This window comes from Halomonas sp. ISL-56 (genome assembly GCF_018612805.1).
In the GTDB taxonomy this organism is placed as follows: Bacteria; Pseudomonadota; Gammaproteobacteria; order Pseudomonadales; family Halomonadaceae; genus Vreelandella.
In genome coordinates, this window is record NZ_JAGGRO010000016.1 from 214942 (window position 1) to 232927 (window position 17986).

Sequence of the window (17986 nt, forward strand, 5' to 3'; positions counted from 1 at the left end):
GCATGGATAAGGAACTGCTGGCAATGTTGGTCTGCCCATTGTGCAACGGTAAACTGAAATATGATCGCGATGCTCAAGAACTGCGCTGCCACTACGATGGCTTGGCCTATCCGATTCAAGAGGGCATTCCGGTGATGTTGCCGGAAGAAGCTCGCGTCATGGATGCTGATGAGAAGCTGCACACGTCGCCAGGGCGTACTCCAGGTCGCCCCCAAGAGCGTTTAGGAGACGCTTAATGACGGTTGCAGATGATATGGCAGATTTTAAAGTGCCTGACTTCACCGTTGTCGTACCCGCACGCTATGGCTCGACCCGGTTGCCTGGCAAGCCACTGCTTGAGATTGCCGGGGAACCAATGGTTGCTCACGTATGGCGGCGAGCTTGCCAGAGCCACGCCAGCCGAGTCGTAGTGGCGACCGACGATAGCCGCATCCGTGATGCTATGCTGCCTTATGGCGCCGAAGTGATCATGACTCGTGACGATCATCCTTCTGGCACTGATCGCTTAGCCGAGGTGGCTGATATTTTGGCGTTGTCAGATGACGCGTTGCTGGTCAATGTGCAGGGCGACGAGCCGTTAATTCCTCCCGCGCTGATTGACCAGGTGGCGCTGCGCCTAGCCGACGATCCCGCAGCATCGATAGCCACGCTCGCCGAGCCTATCAATGACGTGGATACGCTGTTTAATCCTAACGTGGTTAAGGTGGTGCGTACGCTACAGGGGCGCGCGCTGTATTTTTCCCGGGCACCGATTCCTTGGGATCGTGAGCAGTTCAAAGCGCCACCGACTCTGCTGGCAACCGATGCCTGGCTTCGCCATATCGGCCTGTATGCCTATCGTGCCGGTTTCCTAGCCGCCTACCGAGACTGGCCAGCCTCAAGCCTTGAACAGCTCGAACAGCTCGAACAGCTGCGTGCGCTGCAGAACGGTCATTTGGTTCAGGTGGCATTGGCCTGCGAAGTAAACCCTGCCGGTGTTGATACGGCGGAGGATCTAGCGCGTGTCCGGGCACTACTTGCTTAGCGCGGGTTTGCTTAGCCCCATTGCTAATAGCGAGAGACGCTAATGAGTTGTTAAGGAGCGCTACTGTGAAAGTGTTATTTGTGTGTTTAGGTAATATTTGCCGTTCTCCCACCGCGGAAGGTGTTTTTCGCCGTGCTATTGAGCAAGCGGGACTGGCCGAACAGGTTGAAATTGACTCCTGCGGTGTTGGCAGTTGGCATCTGGGCAAAGCACCGGATGCCCGCGCCCAGCAAGCAGCCCTGCTGCGCGGTATCGATTTAAGCGGACTGCGTGCCCGTCAGCTTAGCGAGCACGATTTTACTGAATTCGACTACGTTCTGGGCATGGATCAGGACAATTTACGCGCCATGCGCGACCTGAAGCCCACCAATAGTAAAGCGCATGTTGGGCTATTTTTGGATTTTGCTGGTACTCCCGGTGCTGAAGTCCCAGACCCTTACTATGGCGGTGATGAGGGGTTCGAAAACGTGCTGAATATGATTGAGGCCGCGTCAGATGGTTTGATTCAACACCTCAAGCGAGCGCTGTAATGGGGCTAATGGTGTGGCTAAATAGATGACTATTTTCAGCAATGTCGATTTGTCCGCGGCAAATACGCTTCGGCTTCCCTGCCAAGCAGAGCGCTTTGCCGCGCCAACGACATTGACCGCCTTACGCCAAACGCTAGCGCAGGCTTGCCGTAAGGGCTGGCTAGTCACGTTGCTAGGCTGCGGTAGCAATGTGCTACTGCCTGAAAAACTGCCGGGGTTGGTGGTGCGTCCTGCTTTGCAGCAGTTCTGGCTTAGCCAGCATCAAGGGGATGTGCTGGCTCACGTGGGGGCTGGCGTTAGCTGGCATACGCTGGTGATGACCACCGCTGCGCGTGGCCTATGGGGCATTGAAAATCTCGCGCTGATCCCTGGCAGTTGTGGTGCCGCGCCAGTACAGAACATCGGAGCCTACGGTGTTGAGCTTGCCGATACGCTGCAGGCGGTGCAAGTAATGGAGCTTGCCACAGGACGGGTTGATTGGTTAAACGCCCAGCAGTGCACTTTTGGTTACCGTGACAGTATCTTTAAAGGCGAATTGGCAGGAAGTGTGGTGATCACTCGGTTGGTTTTGCGTTTGTCACGCACGCCAGCACCTCGGCTGGGCTACGGCGATCTTGCCGCCCGCTTAGCGAACTCTTCTCTACCATTCACGCCCACGCCCACGCCCACGCCCACGCCCACGCCCTTGGCCGTTGCCGAAGCGGTATGCGCCATTCGGCGCGAGAAGTTGCCCGATCCACAGGTGCTTGCCAATGCGGGGAGTTTCTTCAAAAACCCGCTAGTGACTGATGCACAGGCAGTGGAGTTGCTACATCAGTATCCGGCTATGCCCCATTTCCCTCAGCAGGGAGGTCAAACAAAGCTGGCGGCGGGGTGGTTAATCGACCAGTGTGGCTTGAAAGGGATGCGTGATGGTGCATTCGGAGTGCACCAGCATCAAGCGTTGGTGCTGGTGCACTTTGGCGGCGGTGATCGTCAGGGCCTAATGAAAACAGCTAGCTATATCGCTGACCAGGTTGAGGCACACTTTGGGATACGTTTAGAGCCCGAACCGCGATTAGTTAATCCCTATTAGTTAACCTCTATTCGTTAATATCTTGACCCGGTCTCTAACGATGCCCATAACGCAAAAATCCCCGCCGAAGCGGGGATTTTTGTTACTGAAACACGCGACCGATTTACTCGGAATGGGTGTCTTGCTGTGCCTGTTTGCGTTTCTCACGCGGGTCATTGTGAGCCCGGGTGCGACGACGGCGCGGCTTGGGTGTTTCTTCAGTTGCAGCATCTTCAGCAGGCGCTTCGCTGGCCACTGGTTGAGCTTCTGCTTGAGTTGCATGGGCTTCAGTCGTAGTGGTCTCAGTCGTAGGAGGCTCGGTCGTGCCTAGATCGCCACTATTCTTTTCAGGGCTATTCGCTTCAGGGCTATCTGTTCCAGGGCTATGCGCTTCAGCGCTACTCCCTTCAACGTTTTGTAACTCATCACCTTTTTCTGCTGCGTCTTGCTTCGGCACGCTGCTGGAAGGCTCTTCAATCGAAGGGGCAGCAGCGGCGACACTTTCAGAAACGCTTGGAGTTACTGCCGCCTGGCTGGTTTCCTGGGCACTAGCTGACGCTTCGGGTTGACGCTCGTCGCTGCTTTGACCGATATCAGCATTTGGGTAAGTCGCTGGCAGTTCGATGGTGTCAGGCGCTACTGGTTCGCTAGCACTGTGCTGACTATTGGCAGTTTGCTCGGCCTCAGCAGGCGCTGCGTTGGCCTCTGCTGTTTCTGAAGCAACCTCAGATACCTCAGATGCTGCTGCCTGCTCATTGCTGGCTGGGGCCACCGGCTCGCTTGGCTTGGCAGCGGTCTCATCCTGCTCAACTGTGTCAGCGGTGGGCGGTTGTTCCGCTGGTGCAGCCGCTTTAGGCTGGCGACGCGGGTGCGACGACTTGCGCGCTTTAGCGTTGTCTGCCGCTGAGCGGTCGGCGGTGGCAACGTCCGCTTGCTCAGGCTTTTGCGGCTCGTGTTTAGCTTCGGGCTCAGTCTTAGCGTCGGACTCAGTTTTAGCGTCGGACTCGGGCGCAGCGTTATCGTCTGCTGGTGCATCAGCTGTCGCTGCTTTAGCCACCTGCGTTTGCTCTTCTGTGGCAGGTGCTTCGCTCGGCTCTTGCGCGGCTGATGTCGCTTCATCCTGTGCTTCAGCCTGCAGTTTTAATTGCTCAGCTTCGGCTTGAGGATTGATTGCCTGGGTACGGGTGCGGTTACGCGGGTTATTACGCGTACGTTTTGGTTTGCCATCGTCCGGTGTTGTCTCCGGCTGCTTGGCCAACTCTTCGCTCTGCTTATCGCGACGCGGCTCTTTCTGTGCAGCGCCTTTACTGTTATTACCCTCTTTGGCAGAGATGTCTTTCTCAGCGCTCTCTTTGGCAGGGTTATCTTTGGCAGGGCTATCTGCCTGAGTCTCTCTGCGAGGCGCTTTATTAGCGGTCTCTTGGCCGTTAGCCTCTTCTTGCTGAGGGTGGCGACGGCGATTGCGGGTGCGGGTAGGGCCGCTGCGCTTATCGCTATTATCGTCACTGGCAGGGCGCGGCGTGCTGTTGCGCTGCTCAGTTTTTTGCTCAACTTTTTGTTCAGCTTTTGGCTCCGAGCGGGCGCTGTTATCGCTGCGTGACTCGTTACGATTAGTGTTGTCGCCGCGTTCGCCACGCGACGACTTCTGCCGCGACTCATTGCTGCGCTGACTGGTTCTACGCTCACTCGGCTTGCGTGGTGCTGGGGTTTCAGCCTTGGGTTCTGGCGTGGCTTCAGCACTGCTTTCGTCGCTGCCTAACAATTTGGCAAAACCGCGGATAAAGCGGCCGATAACACTAGGCTGTTCGCTGGACGCTGGTGCGACTTTTGCTGCAGGAGCTTGGACAGCCGCAGGTTCTTTCTCTTCAGTTTGCAGCGATGCCGGTGCGGGAGCGTTGTGTGTGACGCTCTTAACGGCGGCCTCGGCGCGAAGTGCGGGTGGCACAAAGCTATGTGCCGGTTCTTTGCCTACTTCGGTATCAGTGGAGAGCTCAAAGCTCGATAGGCTTTGGGTGTCGTCCTCGTCCAGATGATCGTCGCGCAGGCGTTGTACGTCGTAGTGGGGCGTATCCATGTCAGGATTAGGCAGCAGCACGACGCGAACATTCTGACGAGACTCAAGATCAGCCAGCACGCTGCGTTTTTCGTTTAGCAGGTAAGTGGCCACCGGTACCGGCAGAATGGCGCGAATCTGGGCGCTATTCTCTTTCATGGCCTCTTCTTCAATCAGGCGCATGATAGAAAGCGACAGCGAACGCACATCGCGAATGGTGCCCTGGCCATTACAGCGCGGGCACACCACGCCACTGGTTTCACCCAGGGAGGGGCGTAGACGCTGACGGGACATCTCCATCAGGCCGAAGCGTGAAATACGGCCAATCTGTACCCGTGCACGATCTAATTTAAGTGCGTCGCGCATGCGGTTTTCAACTTCACGCTGGTTGCGCGCTGGCCCCATGTCGATAAAGTCGATGACCACCAGACCGCCGATATCGCGCAGGCGTAGCTGACGGGCGATCTCATCGGCGGCTTCGGAGTTGGTCTGCAGGGCGGTCTCTTCGATATCACTGCCGCGAGTGGCGCGGGCGGAGTTGATATCGATAGAGACCAGCGCTTCGGTGTGATCGATCACAATCGAGCCGCCAGAAGGCAGCTTCACTTCGCGCTGATAGGCGGTTTCGATTTGCGATTCAATCTGGAAGCGCGAGAATAGCGGCACTTCGTCCGCGTAGAGTTTGATCTTCTGCTGGTACGAGGGCATCACCTGACGAATAAAGCCCAGCGCCTCGGCGTGAATCTCGGGGCTGTCGATCAGCACTTCACCGATGTCCTGGCGCAAATAGTCGCGCATGGCGCGAATAATGACGTTGGATTCACGGTAGATCAAAAACGGGGCAGGGCGCTTGGCGGCTTCGGTGGTGATCGATTCCCACACCTGAACCAGGTAATCCAGATCCCACTGCAGCTCTTCCGGGTTACGACCGATGCCCGCGGTGCGCACGATCAGACCCATTTTATCCGGCACGGTCAGCTGACCCATGGCATCTTTGAGCTGGCTGCGCTCGTCACCTTCGATGCGGCGTGAAATGCCGCCTGCACGTGGGTTATTGGGCATCAGCACTAAAAAGCGACCCGCCAGGCTAACAAAGGTGGTTAGCGCGGCGCCTTTATTGCCACGCTCTTCTTTGTCGACCTGGACGATGACCTCTTGCCCCTCTTTGAGCACCTCTTTGATGCTCGGACGTCCGGAAACGTCTTTGACGAAGTACTCGCGAGAGATCTCTTTGAGGGGTAAAAAACCGTGGCGATCCGCGCCGTAATCGACAAAGGCGGCTTCCAAGGAGGGTTCTACGCGGGTGATTTTACCGCGATAGATATTGGCTTTTTTCTGTTCTCTTGCACCGGATTCGATATCTAAATCGTAAAGGCGCTGTCCATCAACTAAAGCGACACGCAGCTCTTCGGGCTGGGTCGCATTAATAAGCATCCGTTTCATAGTGTCTCGCATAGCGTTGCGTACCGGCGAACGGCCTATGGTGTGACGTAGGCGAACCGCTGGGTGCTGCGTGCTTGTGCTCGGCGCATTGCTATGCTGACGCGTCAAGCCGGGAGGGCGTCATCGCCGACCCGGCCAATAGGGCGTTGAGTACGTGGCGGAGGCAGGACGTGTTCCGGTGGATCTGTCACGTCCATCCGGCCCTGCTGACACCGCCAACACCTGGCATTCATCGATTCACCAACGCCGGCCACCGGCACAGCGTTGAACTTTTCGCCCGGAGCCAGCCAGCGCCTTGTGACGAGTAAGGAGGGGCTGCTCAGGGCGTGGCGTTGTTTAGTTACTGCCTGCCGTTGAGGGCTAGGCTTACTTTCATCTGCCGGCATAAAACGGGCGGCAGCGTTACTGCATTTTTAAGATCAATTTTTAATACTGGAAAACGGCCAATGCGTACACTGGTGCCGTTTTGTGTTCAGGCCTGCGTGTTAGTCGGGCAGGCGCATTAACCAAGCTCAGCGGTGATGCTCTTTGCTAACAAATTTAATCAATTAGCTATCATTCAGCTAGTCACTAGCGCTAGACAAGGAAGCTTTTTGCGCTTAGCTGGTGAACAACTTGGAATATAACAGTAAAGACAACGACCAGCAATTGACGCAATGCCCTTTGGTCTACGTTAGAATGCCGTTTTTAGCGTCATAGCAGAGCAGGAGTAAGCGGTAATGTCCGAAGGGCGTGAAGTGCAGTGGGTGGATATCGCCCCGGAGCAAGCAGGGCAGCGAATTGATAATTTTCTCATGACGCGTCTTAAGGGTGCGCCACGCGCGCTTATCTATCGCATCGTGCGTAAAGGAGAAGTGCGCGTTAACAAAAAGCGCGTAAAGGTCGATTACCGCTTGCAGGCGGGCGATTTAGTCCGCGTTCCGCCGCTACGCTTGGCACCTCGCGAAGCCGTTAAGGAAGTCAGCGATAATTTGCGCGACCTGTTGGTCGGTAGTGTCATTATGGAGGGCCCAGACTGGATGGTGCTTAACAAGCCCTCTGGTTTGGCTGTGCATGGCGGCAGCGGGGTTAAAATTGGGCTTATAGAAGCGCTGCGTCAAGTGCGCGATGATCTGAGCTTCCTGGAGCTGGTTCACCGCTTGGATCGGGATACGTCAGGCTGTTTACTGCTGGCCAAATCTCGCGATGCATTGGTGACCCTTAATGAGTCGCTGAAAAAACACGGCATGGATAAGCGCTATCTGGCGCTGGTTAGCGGGCGTTGGCCGACGCGTAAAACCTATGAAAGTGCGCGTTTGGATCGCTTTGATGCGGGCAATGGTGAACGTCGGGTAAGGGTAGATCCTAATGGTAAAGTGTCGCGTACCCATTTTTCGGTGGTCGAAACCTTCGAAAAAGTAACCCTGATAGAGGCTGAGCCGGTCACCGGGCGAACTCATCAAATTCGCGTCCATGCCGCCCATGCGGGCCATGCGCTGTTAGGCGACGACAAATACGCTACTCGTGAAAGCGGTTTTCTCACCAAGCAGCTAGGCTTGGGGCGGCTGTTCTTGCATGCCCGGGCGTTGACCTTTCCAGAGCCCGGCAATGGACGTCCAGTCACCGTCAAAGCGCCGCTGCCAGAGGCCTTAGAAGAGGCGCTTAAGCGTGCCCGCCAAAATGCCCTTCGCTGATATGACATTATAAAGAGGTTCTTCATAAAGAGGTTCTTCAACCACGAGTCCTTGAGCAAGGAGTTGCCATGCAGTACGAGCTGATTATATTTGATTGGGACGGCACCCTAATGGATTCCGTGCCGCGTATTGTGTCCTGCATGCAGGCGGCAGCGGTGGAAGCAGAGTGGGGCGAGCTTTCATCGGCTGAGGTGGAAGATATTATTGGCCTGGGGCTACCTGAGGCGATTGCACAACTTTGTCCAGGCATTTTGCCTGCCCAGGCTGAGCGGCTTCGCGAGCGTTATGCGCACCATTTTGTCCAGGCTGACGCCACACCGATGGCTTTTTTTAGCGGCGTAGAAGCACAAATTGCGCGTTTGCGCGGGCGTGAGCAGCAGCGTTTAGCGGTGGCGACAGGCAAAAGTCGCCGTGGTTTGGATCGCATTTTTGCTGAAACAGGCAGCGGTGGGTGGTTTCATGCCAGCCGTACTGCGGATGAAACCCGCTCAAAGCCGCACCCGCAAATGCTGTCTGAACTGTTAGCAGAACTTGAAGTGCCCGTAGAGCGGGCGGTGATGGTCGGCGATACCGAGTACGACCTTGAGATGGCCCGTGCAATCGGAATGGATCGCGTGGGAGTCAGTTACGGGGTTCACGCGCCGGAACGGTTGGCATTGAGCCGCCCGAAGTGGATTGCCCATAGCGTCGACGAGCTTTTTGACCGGTTATAAGGATATTTTATGAGTGACGATCCAATCCGCCCAGGTGGTATGCAAGATGGTCATGACGGCCCGGCCGATGGCTACCGGCGTAACGACGCTGACCATAAAGACCCGGTTAATAGTGACCAGTCTAGCGAGTTAAAGGAAGATCCTTGGACTGAAGGGGCTGAGGTTCCGCCCGGTAAGGGAGCTAAGCAGGCATCTGGTGTGCCAGGTGACGATGCTGAAACCCTGCGCGAACGCCAGCGGCTAGCACAGTTAGAAATGATGGATCACTGGATAGGCGGTGTCTTAGCCGAGCAGCGACGTACCCGCCGTTGGAAGCTGTTTTTCCGCTTGATGTTTCTCACGGTTGTGTTGGTCGCGTTGTTTGCCGCGCTTTATAGTCTGTTTTGGGATTCGCCGAGTGCCACAGCGCCCACTCAGCGCCACTTAGGTATTGTTGAGGTCAACGGTGTGATCGCTAGCGATTCACCAGCCAACGCTGAGCGCATTATCCAGGGGTTAAACCGTGCTTGGGAAGCGGAAAGCGCGGCTGCCGTGGTACTGCACATTAATAGTCCTGGCGGTAGTCCGGTGCAGTCTCAGCGTATCTATGCGGAAATTATGCGCCTACGCGAACAGGGCGATAAGCCGATTATCGCGGTGATTGAAGATATCGGAGCCAGCGGTGCTTATTACATAGCCGCAGCGGCAGATGAAATTGTTGCCTCGCCAGTGAGTCTGGTGGGCTCAATTGGTGTGATTTACGCAGGCTTTGGGTTTGAAGAGGCGATAGCGCGTGTTGGCGTTGAACGCCGTGTGCTCACTGCGGGTGAAAATAAGGCCTTTTTAGACCCGTTCCAGCCCTTGGATGACGATGCAGAAGTATTTTGGCAGAGCGTGCTGAATCAAACCCATGAGCAGTTTATTGACGACGTGCGCGCCGGTCGTGGGGAGAGACTCGGCAATAGTTCGGAAATTTTCTCAGGGCTAATCTGGAGTGGCGAGCAGAGTGTCGAACTCGGGTTAGTCGATCAATTGGGTAGCCTTGAACAGCTGTCTCGCGAGCAGGTCGGTAACACTGACTGGGTGGACTATACGCCGAGCCTTGATCCGTTTGATCGCTTTACACGGCGTTTTACCCAGGTTGTCGCCGAGGTGCTGGGTGTTAGTGCGCCCAACACCCCACTGCGCTTCTAGGTTGGCTTTTGGTTAGTGGGCGCCAAGCGGGTCAAGACCTGCTTGGCGCAACATCTCGCAGAGCGCAATCAGCGGTAGCCCAATCAGGGCGTTGGGATCGCGGCCTTCCAGTTTTTCAAACAGCGCAATGCCAAGGCCTTCCATTCGAAAGCTGCCAGCGCTATCTAATGGCCGCTCTTTGGTGACATAGTTTTCGATCTCTTGCCTGCTAAGAGTGCGAAACACGACCTCGAAGGGTTCGACGTGCACTTGATGGCGCTGGTGGCGAGTATCCAGGAGTGCTAAGCCGGTCAGAAAGGTGACGCGCTGTCCAGAAAAGCGCGCAAGGTTAGCGCAGGCTTTTTCTACTGTGTGTGGTTTGCCAAGAATGTCACCTTCAAATAAAGCAACCTGATCAGAGCCTATAATACAGTGCTGGGGGAAGAGGGCAGACACAGCATTGGCTTTACTGAGTGCCAGGCGATGCACCAGGGCTTGAGGTGTTTCACCAGAATGAGGCGTTTCATCAATATCGGGTGAGTGGCACTGGTAAGGGAGTTGCAGGCGATCAAGCAACTCGCGCCGCCAGCGTGAGCTTGAGGCTAGCACCAGTTCTGTGGTTGAGGAGTGAGCAGTTGATGGCTGAGCAGTTAATGACTGAGTAGTTGGCGACTGAAAGCTTGATGGCTCGGTCATGGATGGTAGGGTCACAGTAAAACTCCTGGCTACATGGTTGCACTGGTGCGTCGTCAAAGCAGTAAAGTGTAGCGAAAGCTGCTAAAGGTGCATATGTTGGCTGTTTATTAAGGTCTACGTTGTTTATTTGTTGAGGAAGCTATGAAAAATGTACCGACAGCTTTGACACCAGCAGGGGGAGTGCCTATCATTGCGCGCCTATGTTGACCTCACAACTCCCCAGTCGGGTGGAGCCTTATAAGCTCGCAGCCCGCCACGAACGAATCGAAGGCTTGGTGGCGCTTGATAAGCTGCCACGTCTTGCCGAAGAGGCGGGTGTTCAAACCGGCGACTGTCAAGTCGTGCTTGAGTTTGGCATCGACGCTCAAGGTCGTCGTGAAATTCGTGGCCACTTGCAAGCGACATTGGCGCTTGCCTGCCGACGCTGCCTGGTGCCGCTGCCTCAAGAGGTGAGCAGTGACTTTTTGCTTGGAATGGTCACTGATGAAGCCTTAGCGGCCGAGTTGCCTGCTAGTCATGAACCGGTGCTGGTGGAAAAGGAACAGCTGGATCTTCTGACGGTGGTTGAGGATGAGTTGATTCTCAGCCTTCCCCAGGTGGTCTATCACGATGAAGCCGAATGTCATGTCTCGGCGGAGCAGCTGGTCAGCAAAACAGAAGGCGCGGCGTCAGAAATAACGCCAGCGACGAACCCTTTCGCGGTGCTAAATGTCTTGAAAGGCAAAAAATAAGCACCCTTTACCTTAATACCTTGGAGTAAACACCCATGGCAGTTCAACAGAACCGTAAAACTCGTTCCAAGCGCGGCATGCGTCGCAGCCACGATGCGCTGACCGCTCCGACCTTGTCCCAGGACAAAGAAACCGGTACCACGCACCTGCGCCACCACGTTTCTCCAGACGGTTTCTATCGTGGTCGTAAAGTGGTTGAGGTATAAGCCTCAATTGCACTACTAAGCGGCTAAACGGATTCAGTGCGGTATGCGCTTAGCGATTGATGTGATGGGGGGTGACCAAGGCCCTCATGCGATTATCGCAGGCTCTGCAAAGGCGGTGGTGGAATACCCCGATCTTGAGCTGATTCTGTTTGGCCCGCGTCAGCAGATTGTTGCTGAGCTTTCGCGTTTGCCGCAGCCTCTGGCTGCGGCAACGTCGCGTTTGGTGGCGCGTGATGCGCCTGATAGTGTGATGCCGGGGTCAACGGCGGCCTGGGCGTTGCGCAGAGGTCATGCGACCAGCATGGCGCGCATGCTGCAATGTGTCGGCGATGGAGAAGCAGTTGCCGGCGTAAGTGCAGGCAATACAGCAGCGCTTGTTGCCTTAGCAAGGCGCGAGCTGGGCATGGTCGAGGGGATTTCGCGACCAGCGATCAGCACCGCGATTCCAGCACGCCAAGGGCGCCGCTGTTATCTGCTGGACCTAGGCGCTAACGTGGACTCTCCCGCCCATCGGTTGGTCGATTTTGCGCTGATGGGTGCGGCGATGGCTCAGTGTGTGGATGGCACCGCTGTGCCGCGTATTGCGTTACTCAATGTTGGCGCAGAAGCCACCAAGGGGAGCGTTAGCGTACGTGAAGCTGACCGTCTGCTGCGTGAGCAGGTTAGTGATAGTGCTTTTGACTATCAGGGCTATGCTGAGGGTGGCGACCTATTTACAGGCGAGCTTGATGTGGTGGTGTGTGATGGCTTTGTGGGCAACGCTGTCCTCAAGGCGAGCGAAGGCTTGACGAGTATGTTGGTTGAACGCGTGCAGATGGCATTTGAATCGCGCCTAAGTGGTCGTTTAGCAAGTCTACTGGCCAAGCCTGTGTTAAGGCGCTTGAAGCAAGAGCTTGACCCTGTGCGGTATAACGGGGCGAGCTTGTTAGGGCTGCGAGGTATCGTAGTGAAAAGCCACGGCAGTGCTCATGCGGATGGATTTTACTACGCGATTCGGCGCGCCCTACAGGAAGTAGAGCATAATTTACCTGCGCGGATCGCAGGCCGCTGGCGGGCGTTATCAAGTGAAAGTGATGGCGCACGCCAGTTGTGACTAGATAATAAATAGCTAATTTTTTGCGGGTTTATAGGTGGCATCAGGATGTGCCAATAATCTCGCCTATCGCTCATATGAGCAAATGCCTACAAGAGCAAAGGTGAACGACATGTCTCAACCCCTTGCCCTCATTTTTCCCGGGCAAGGCTCTCAGCAGCTTGGAATGCTGCGAGAGCTTGCCGAACGCTACAGTGTGGTGGGAACGACATTTGAGGAAGCGTCGGATGCTTTGGGCTACGATTTGTGGAAAGTTGTCCAAGAAGGCCCCGAGGAATCACTTAATGCAACCGCCTGCACTCAGCCTGCCCTGCTCTCTGCAAGCGTCGCTATTTGGCGCGTGTGGCAAGAGTTAGAAGGGCCGCGGCCGACTGTTATGGCAGGTCATAGCCTGGGCGAATACAGTGCTATGGTGTGCGCTGGCGTCATGAGCTTTGCCGAAGGTGTCAACCTAGTGCGTCTACGTGGAGAAGCCATGCAGGCGGCGGTTCCCGCGGGTGAAGGTGGCATGGCGGCGATCTTGGGTTTAGCAGATGATGCGGTTGAAGCCGCCTGTGAAAAGGCCGCCCAGGGCGACGTTGTTTCAGCGGTCAACTATAATTCCCCAGGTCAAGTGGTGATAGCTGGCTCTAAAGTGGCTGTTGAACGAGCCATTATTGCTTGCCAAGAGGCAGGTGCCCGGCGCGCCATGGCATTGCCGGTTTCCGTGCCCTCGCACTGCGCGCTAATGCGCCCTGCGGCCGAGCGGCTGGCAGAGGCTATGCAAAGCATTGAGCTGCGAGCGCCACGCTACACGGTGATCCAAAATGTCGATGCGCAAGCCCATGCCGACACCGCGACGTTAAGCACTCGCCTAATCGAACAGCTCTATCAGCCGGTGCGCTGGAGCGCCTGTGTTGAAGCCATAGCGGATAAAGGTGTGGAGGTATTTATTGAGTGCGGGCCAGGAAAGGTGTTGACTGGCCTGAATAAGCGTATCGTGAAGGGTAGCAAGGGTTTGGCGGTGAATGATCCTGACAGCCTGGAGGCGGCGCTTGAGCTGGCGCGTGAAACGTTGGCTGACAAGGCGTAACCAAAGGGTGCTTATTTCGCTATCCTGGCTTGATTACACGGTTAGAGGCAGAACGTTATGACGCAAGAGAGTAGAGTTGCCCTGGTAACAGGGGCGAGTCGCGGTATTGGGCAGGCCATTGCCCGTGAGCTAGGTCGCCAAGGCCGTATTGTCATCGGTACGGCGACCAGCGAGTCAGGTGCTGAAAAAATTAGTGCCGATTTGAAAGAGCACGGTGTTCAAGGGGCTGGTTTATGCCTTAATGTGACCGACCAGGCCAGCATTGATAGCGTGTTGAAAACCATTACTGAACGCTTTGGTGCGCCGACTATTTTGGTCAACAACGCTGGCATCACCCGCGATAATTTACTGATGCGCATGAAAGAAGATGAGTGGGACTCCGTTATGGATACCAACTTGAAATCTGTCTATCGTGTGAGCAAGGCGTGTTTGCGGGGTATGACCAAGGCGCGTTTTGGGCGTATTGTGTCAATTAGTTCTGTTGTGGCAACCATGGGTAACCTGGGCCAAACTAACTATGCTGCAGCTAAAGCAGGTATGGAAGGTTTTAGCCGCGCTTTGGCACGTGAGGTCTCTTCGCGTGCGATTACGGTAAACGCGGTGGCACCGGGCTTTATCGCTACTGACATGACCGAAGCACTGCCTGAAGCACAGCACGAGATGTTGCTTAAGCAAATTCCGCTGGCCCGTTTAGGGGCACCGGAAGAGATCGCCGCAGCGGTAGGTTTTCTGACCAGTGATGCAGCCGGTTATATCACTGGTGAGACACTTCACGTCAATGGCGGCATGAATATGCGTTGATGGCCTTGGGCTTGGCGGTTGCGTCTGTCCAAGGGCGTCTATAAACTACCCCGCAGCTTTTGGCTTGCGGTTTCCAAATAGCTGGTTATCAAAAACGGCTAATGTGAACGACTGGAGTACGTTAATGAGTACTATTGAAGAGCGCGTTAAGAAAGTTGTAGCAGAGCGCCTGAACGTTAAAGAAGAAGACATCCAAAACAGTTCTTCTTTTACAGAAGACTTGGGTGCTGATTCGCTCGACACCGTTGAGCTGGTAATGGCTTTGGAAGAGGAATTCGACACTGAAATTCCTGATGAAGAAGCTGAGAAGATCACCACGGTTCAAGAAGCCATCGATTACGTGAACGCCCACCAGTAAGGGCTGCGTCGATGCATCGAACCAGGGTGGGGTGCTAGCCACCCGCCTTAAGAGCCGTCCTTTCCTAGGGCGGCTTTTTTGCTTTGCAGCCACAATGCTTATAACGTTCAATCTCCGTTATACTGTTGACCAAATTTAAGCAGCAAATGACCCAAGTGGGTCGCGTCACCATGGATGCCTGGAGGAAAGCTGATGGCACGGAAAAGGGTAGTGGTAACTGGGTTAGGCCTGGTGACCCCAGTGGGTAATAGCGTGGTTGAGTCGTGGGCCAACATTGTGGCCGGTAAAAGCGGTATTACGCCTATTGAGCATTTTGACACCAGCGGTTTTAACACTCGCTTTGGTGGTTCGATTAAGAACTTTGATATTAGCCCGTATCTGAATCCTAAAGATGCCCGCAAGATGGATCTGTTTATTCAGTACGGGATGGCAGCGGGTGCCCAGGCGGTAGAAGATTCGGGTATTGAGTGTACCGAAGAGAATGCTGACCGTATCGGTGTGGCTATCGGCTCAGGCATTGGTGGCCTACCCATGATTGAGCATAACCACAATGCGCTGAACAAAGGCGGTGCTCGCAAGGTGTCGCCATTCTTCGTGCCGGGCTCCATTATCAATATGATCTCCGGCAATATGGCGATCCAGCACGGCTTCAGAGGCCCCAATATCGCCATTACCACCGCTTGCACAACGGGTACCCACAATATTGGTTACAGTGCGCGCACCATTGCCTATGGTGATGCGGACGTGATGATTTGCGGAGGGGCTGAAATGGCCACTACACCGCTGGGCCTGGGTGGCTTTTCGGCTGCTCGTGCACTTTCAACTCGTAATGATGATCCGGAAGCGGCAAGCCGACCTTGGGACACTGATCGCGATGGCTTTGTGCTATCCGACGGTGCGGGTGTGCTGGTGCTTGAAGAGTATGAACACGCCAAGGCGCGGGGAGCCAATATCTACGCCGAGCTGGTGGGCTTTGGTATGAGCGATGATGCTTATCACATGACGTCACCGCCGGAAGATGGGCGTGGTGCTGCGCTGTCTATGCGTAATGCGATCAAAGACGCCCAGATAGATGTTTCTAAAGTGCATTACATAAATGCGCATGGCACATCGACGGCTGCGGGGGATTTGGCGGAGAGCCGCGCTATTGAAAATGTCTTAGGCGATGCCGCGGCTAACGTCGCAGTGAGCTCCACCAAATCGATGATAGGCCACCTTTTGGGTGCAGCTGGCGCTGTAGAAGCGGTATTTTGTATCCTCGCTATTCGTGATCAAGTCGCCCCTCCCACGATTAACCTGGATAACCCTCAGGAAGGCTGCAACCTGGATTACGTGCCTCATACAGCGCGTGATATGCGTATTGATATGGCGCTATCGAACTCCTTCGGTTTTGGTGGCACTAACGGCTCGCTGCTGTTTAAAAAGGTGTAGTTGACGATGCTTCCGCCCGCGTTATCTGACGAATGCTATGTTTGACGAATACTATGTCTGACGAACACTATGTGCCGTTTGATGATCGTGGGCTGGCGTATGGTGACGGTCTATTTGAAACAGTACTGCTGTATGCTGGCGCGCCCGTGCTGTGGCGCTACCATATGGCGCGACTGACGGAGGGCTGTGATCGACTGGGAATACCGCTACCCAGCCAGGAGGCGCTTGATGCCACGTGGCAGGGCGACCCCAGAGCTGAGTTCGAAGTGCTAAAGCTAATACTGACCCGTGGCAGTGGTGGGCGTGGCTATGCCCAGCCGGAACAAATGGTGCCGCGTCTGCTTAGTCGTCGAACGCCGTTTCAACCGTCAGTTGAGCGCTGGCAGTCGGGAGTGACGATACGGATTTGCGATTTGCGGCTTGCCCGTCAGCCCCGGCTTGCAGGTATCAAGCATCTAAATCGACTGGAAAACGTATTGGCCCGTCAAGAGTGGAACGATGCCGCTATTGCCGAAGGTGTGCTGGCCGATAGTGAAGATCTTGTCGTAGAAGCCACCAGTATGAACATTTTTTGGCATCAGGCGGGGCAGGTACTAACCCCAACGCTTGACCAGTGCGGTGTGGCGGGAACGCTGCGTGCTGCACTGCTTGAACAAGGTGGCGTCGTTCAAGCTACGCTTTCGCTTCATCAACTGGCTGATGTCGAACGGTTATGGGTGGCAAACTCTGTCCAGGGTGTATGGCCAGTGACTAAGCTACTTGCAGCGGATGGCTCTCTGTTGCAGCGTTGGCCCTTAGATCAGCCTGACCCGTTCCAACGCTTGGCACATCAGCTATTGGGTGTTGCTTAAACGCCAGTGTTTTTTAGATATCGTTTGTTTGGCTATCGCTCGTTTGGATATCGCCCGGTAATTTTCTTAGAGGTGTCATGGTGAAACGGTTATTAACCGCTTTATTGGTGTTAGTGGTAGTTGGGGCTGCAGCTGCAGCAGGCGGTTATTTCTATTGGCAGAGCCGATTAGAGGCACCGCTAGCGCTTGATGAGCCAATGCTTTACCAAGTGCCGTCTGGCGCAGGCTTTAATCAGGTTGTGGCCCAATTGGAAGACCAGGGCGTGCTGGAAGATGCCTGGGCGTTTCGCTTGCTAGCGCGGGTCGAGCCGGAGCGCGTGCCAAGGCTGCGTACCGGCGAGTATCAGCTGTTGCCGGCTATGAGCGGTCTGGAAATGATGGCATTGTTAGGCAGCAATAAGGTGGTCACCTACTCGCTGACGATTCCTGAGGGGTGGTCTTTTCAGCAGATGCGCGAGTTGCTCAATGCCGCGCCGAAGCTTGACCATCGCACCGCGGAGTTGAGCGACGCCGAGGTAATGACGCTCCTTGACCGAGAAGATACCTTCCCAGAAGGCTGGTTCTTTCCCGATACCTATCGGTACCACTTGGGCATGAGCGATGTTGATATCCTGCGCCAATCATTGGAGCGGATGGAGCGAATCCTTGCAGAAGTTTGGGAAGAGCGCGCGGACGACCTAACCATTGAGACTCCCTACGAAGCGCTGATTATGGCCTCGTTAATCGAGCGGGAAACCGGTGCGCCCGAAGAACGGCGCGAAATTGCTGGCGTGTTCAAGCGTCGCATGGAGCAGGGCATGCGCCTGCAAACCGACCCGACGATTATTTACGGTATGGGTGAGCGTTATGAAGGGCGGATTACCCGCGCCGATATCCGCGAGGCCACGCCGTATAACACCTATGTAATTGACGGAATACCGCCCACGCCGATTGCCATGCCGGGGCGCGCCTCCCTAGAGGCAGCGGTGAATCCATTGCCTGGCGAGACGCTCTATTTCGTTTCCCGTGGGGATGGTACGCACCACTTCTCGCGTACGCTGCGGGAGCATAACAATGCCGTTAATCGCTATATCCGCAACCGATAATCGCTATGACTGATCACCAC

The 17986-nt window shown here is 55.3% G+C and carries 18 protein-coding genes; 16 read left to right on the forward strand and 2 right to left on the reverse strand.

Features of this window, described 5'->3' with window-relative positions; all coding sequences use genetic code 11:
* The first annotated feature begins 2 nt into the window (after positions 1-2).
* The 4 genes from J7J49_RS14630 to murB all read left to right on the forward strand — a co-directional run bounded on the left by J7J49_RS14630 (position 3) and on the right by murB (position 2629).
* The gene (locus tag J7J49_RS14630) at positions 3-236 is read left to right on the forward strand and encodes a Trm112 family protein (RefSeq protein WP_064236584.1); all 234 of its coding nucleotides are present in this window, start codon (positions 3-5) and stop codon (positions 234-236) included.
* Positions 236-1024, forward strand: a complete 789-nt coding sequence (gene kdsB, locus J7J49_RS14635; RefSeq protein WP_215093575.1) for a 3-deoxy-manno-octulosonate cytidylyltransferase — start codon at positions 236-238, stop codon at positions 1022-1024. The genes J7J49_RS14630 and kdsB overlap by 1 nt, the downstream gene beginning before the upstream one ends.
* Positions 1025-1089: 65 nt before the next feature.
* The gene (locus J7J49_RS14640) at positions 1090-1554 is read left to right on the forward strand and encodes a low molecular weight protein-tyrosine-phosphatase (RefSeq protein ID WP_215093577.1); all 465 of its coding nucleotides are present in this window, start codon (positions 1090-1092) and stop codon (positions 1552-1554) included.
* A 25-nt stretch (positions 1555-1579) separates the two neighbouring features.
* Positions 1580-2629 (forward strand): UDP-N-acetylmuramate dehydrogenase, encoded by a 1050-nt coding sequence (gene murB, locus J7J49_RS14645; RefSeq protein ID WP_215093579.1) that lies wholly within the window; start codon positions 1580-1582, stop codon positions 2627-2629.
* Positions 2630-2732: 103 nt separating this feature from the next.
* Here the strand turns inward: murB and rne are convergent, their stop codons facing one another.
* Positions 2733-6104: a ribonuclease E gene (gene rne / locus J7J49_RS14650; protein ID WP_215093581.1), complete on the reverse strand. Its 3372-nt coding sequence runs from the start codon at positions 6102-6104 to the stop codon at positions 2733-2735.
* A gap of 719 nt (positions 6105-6823) precedes the next feature.
* Here rne and J7J49_RS14655 point away from each other — a divergent pair.
* The 3 genes from J7J49_RS14655 (at position 6824) to sppA (ending at position 9663) form a co-directional block, all read left to right on the forward strand.
* Positions 6824-7777: an RluA family pseudouridine synthase gene (locus tag J7J49_RS14655; protein WP_215093584.1), complete on the forward strand. Its 954-nt coding sequence runs from the start codon at positions 6824-6826 to the stop codon at positions 7775-7777.
* 68 nt (positions 7778-7845) lie between these two features.
* Complete coding sequence (locus J7J49_RS14660; protein ID WP_215093586.1) at positions 7846-8490, forward strand: HAD family hydrolase; 645 nt, start codon at positions 7846-7848, stop codon at positions 8488-8490.
* Positions 8491-8499: 9 nt separating this feature from the next.
* Positions 8500-9663 carry a signal peptide peptidase SppA gene (sppA, locus tag J7J49_RS14665; protein ID WP_215093588.1) on the forward strand — a complete coding sequence of 388 codons (1164 nt, stop codon included), beginning with the start codon at positions 8500-8502 and terminating at the stop codon, positions 9661-9663.
* A 12-nt stretch (positions 9664-9675) separates the two neighbouring features.
* Here sppA and J7J49_RS14670 read toward each other — a convergent pair whose 3' ends face one another.
* Positions 9676-10251, reverse strand: coding sequence for a Maf family protein (locus J7J49_RS14670; RefSeq protein WP_215093705.1), 576 nt, complete (start codon positions 10249-10251; stop codon positions 9676-9678).
* 287 nt (positions 10252-10538) lie between these two features.
* On the opposite strand from J7J49_RS14670, the gene J7J49_RS14675 reads away from it, so the two are divergent.
* The 9 genes from J7J49_RS14675 to mltG all read left to right on the forward strand — a co-directional run bounded on the left by J7J49_RS14675 (position 10539) and on the right by mltG (position 17966).
* Positions 10539-11069 carry a YceD family protein gene (locus J7J49_RS14675; RefSeq protein ID WP_064236592.1) on the forward strand — a complete coding sequence of 177 codons (531 nt, stop codon included), beginning with the start codon at positions 10539-10541 and terminating at the stop codon, positions 11067-11069.
* Between the two features lie 35 nt (positions 11070-11104).
* On the forward strand, positions 11105-11275 hold the full coding sequence (gene rpmF, locus J7J49_RS14680) for a 50S ribosomal protein L32 (protein WP_007114757.1): 171 nt from the start codon (positions 11105-11107) through the stop codon (positions 11273-11275).
* A gap of 43 nt (positions 11276-11318) precedes the next feature.
* A complete protein-coding gene (gene plsX, locus J7J49_RS14685; RefSeq protein WP_215093590.1) occupies positions 11319-12368 on the forward strand; it encodes a phosphate acyltransferase PlsX in 1050 nt (349 codons plus the stop codon).
* Positions 12369-12480: 112 nt separating this feature from the next.
* Positions 12481-13440 (forward strand): ACP S-malonyltransferase, encoded by a 960-nt coding sequence (fabD, locus tag J7J49_RS14690; protein ID WP_064236594.1) that lies wholly within the window; start codon positions 12481-12483, stop codon positions 13438-13440.
* 57 nt (positions 13441-13497) lie between these two features.
* On the forward strand, positions 13498-14241 hold the full coding sequence (gene fabG / locus J7J49_RS14695) for a 3-oxoacyl-ACP reductase FabG (RefSeq protein WP_215093592.1): 744 nt from the start codon (positions 13498-13500) through the stop codon (positions 14239-14241).
* 124 nt (positions 14242-14365) lie between these two features.
* Positions 14366-14599 (forward strand): acyl carrier protein, encoded by a 234-nt coding sequence (gene acpP / locus J7J49_RS14700; RefSeq protein ID WP_008956801.1) that lies wholly within the window; start codon positions 14366-14368, stop codon positions 14597-14599.
* A 192-nt stretch (positions 14600-14791) separates the two neighbouring features.
* Positions 14792-16030: a beta-ketoacyl-ACP synthase II gene (fabF, locus tag J7J49_RS14705; protein WP_215093594.1), complete on the forward strand. Its 1239-nt coding sequence runs from the start codon at positions 14792-14794 to the stop codon at positions 16028-16030.
* A 53-nt stretch (positions 16031-16083) separates the two neighbouring features.
* Positions 16084-16881, forward strand: coding sequence for an aminodeoxychorismate lyase (gene pabC, locus J7J49_RS14710; RefSeq protein ID WP_064236597.1), 798 nt, complete (start codon positions 16084-16086; stop codon positions 16879-16881).
* Positions 16882-16958: 77 nt separating this feature from the next.
* The gene (gene mltG, locus J7J49_RS14715) at positions 16959-17966 is read left to right on the forward strand and encodes an endolytic transglycosylase MltG (RefSeq protein WP_064236598.1); all 1008 of its coding nucleotides are present in this window, start codon (positions 16959-16961) and stop codon (positions 17964-17966) included.
* The last annotated feature ends 20 nt before the right edge of the window (positions 17967-17986 follow it).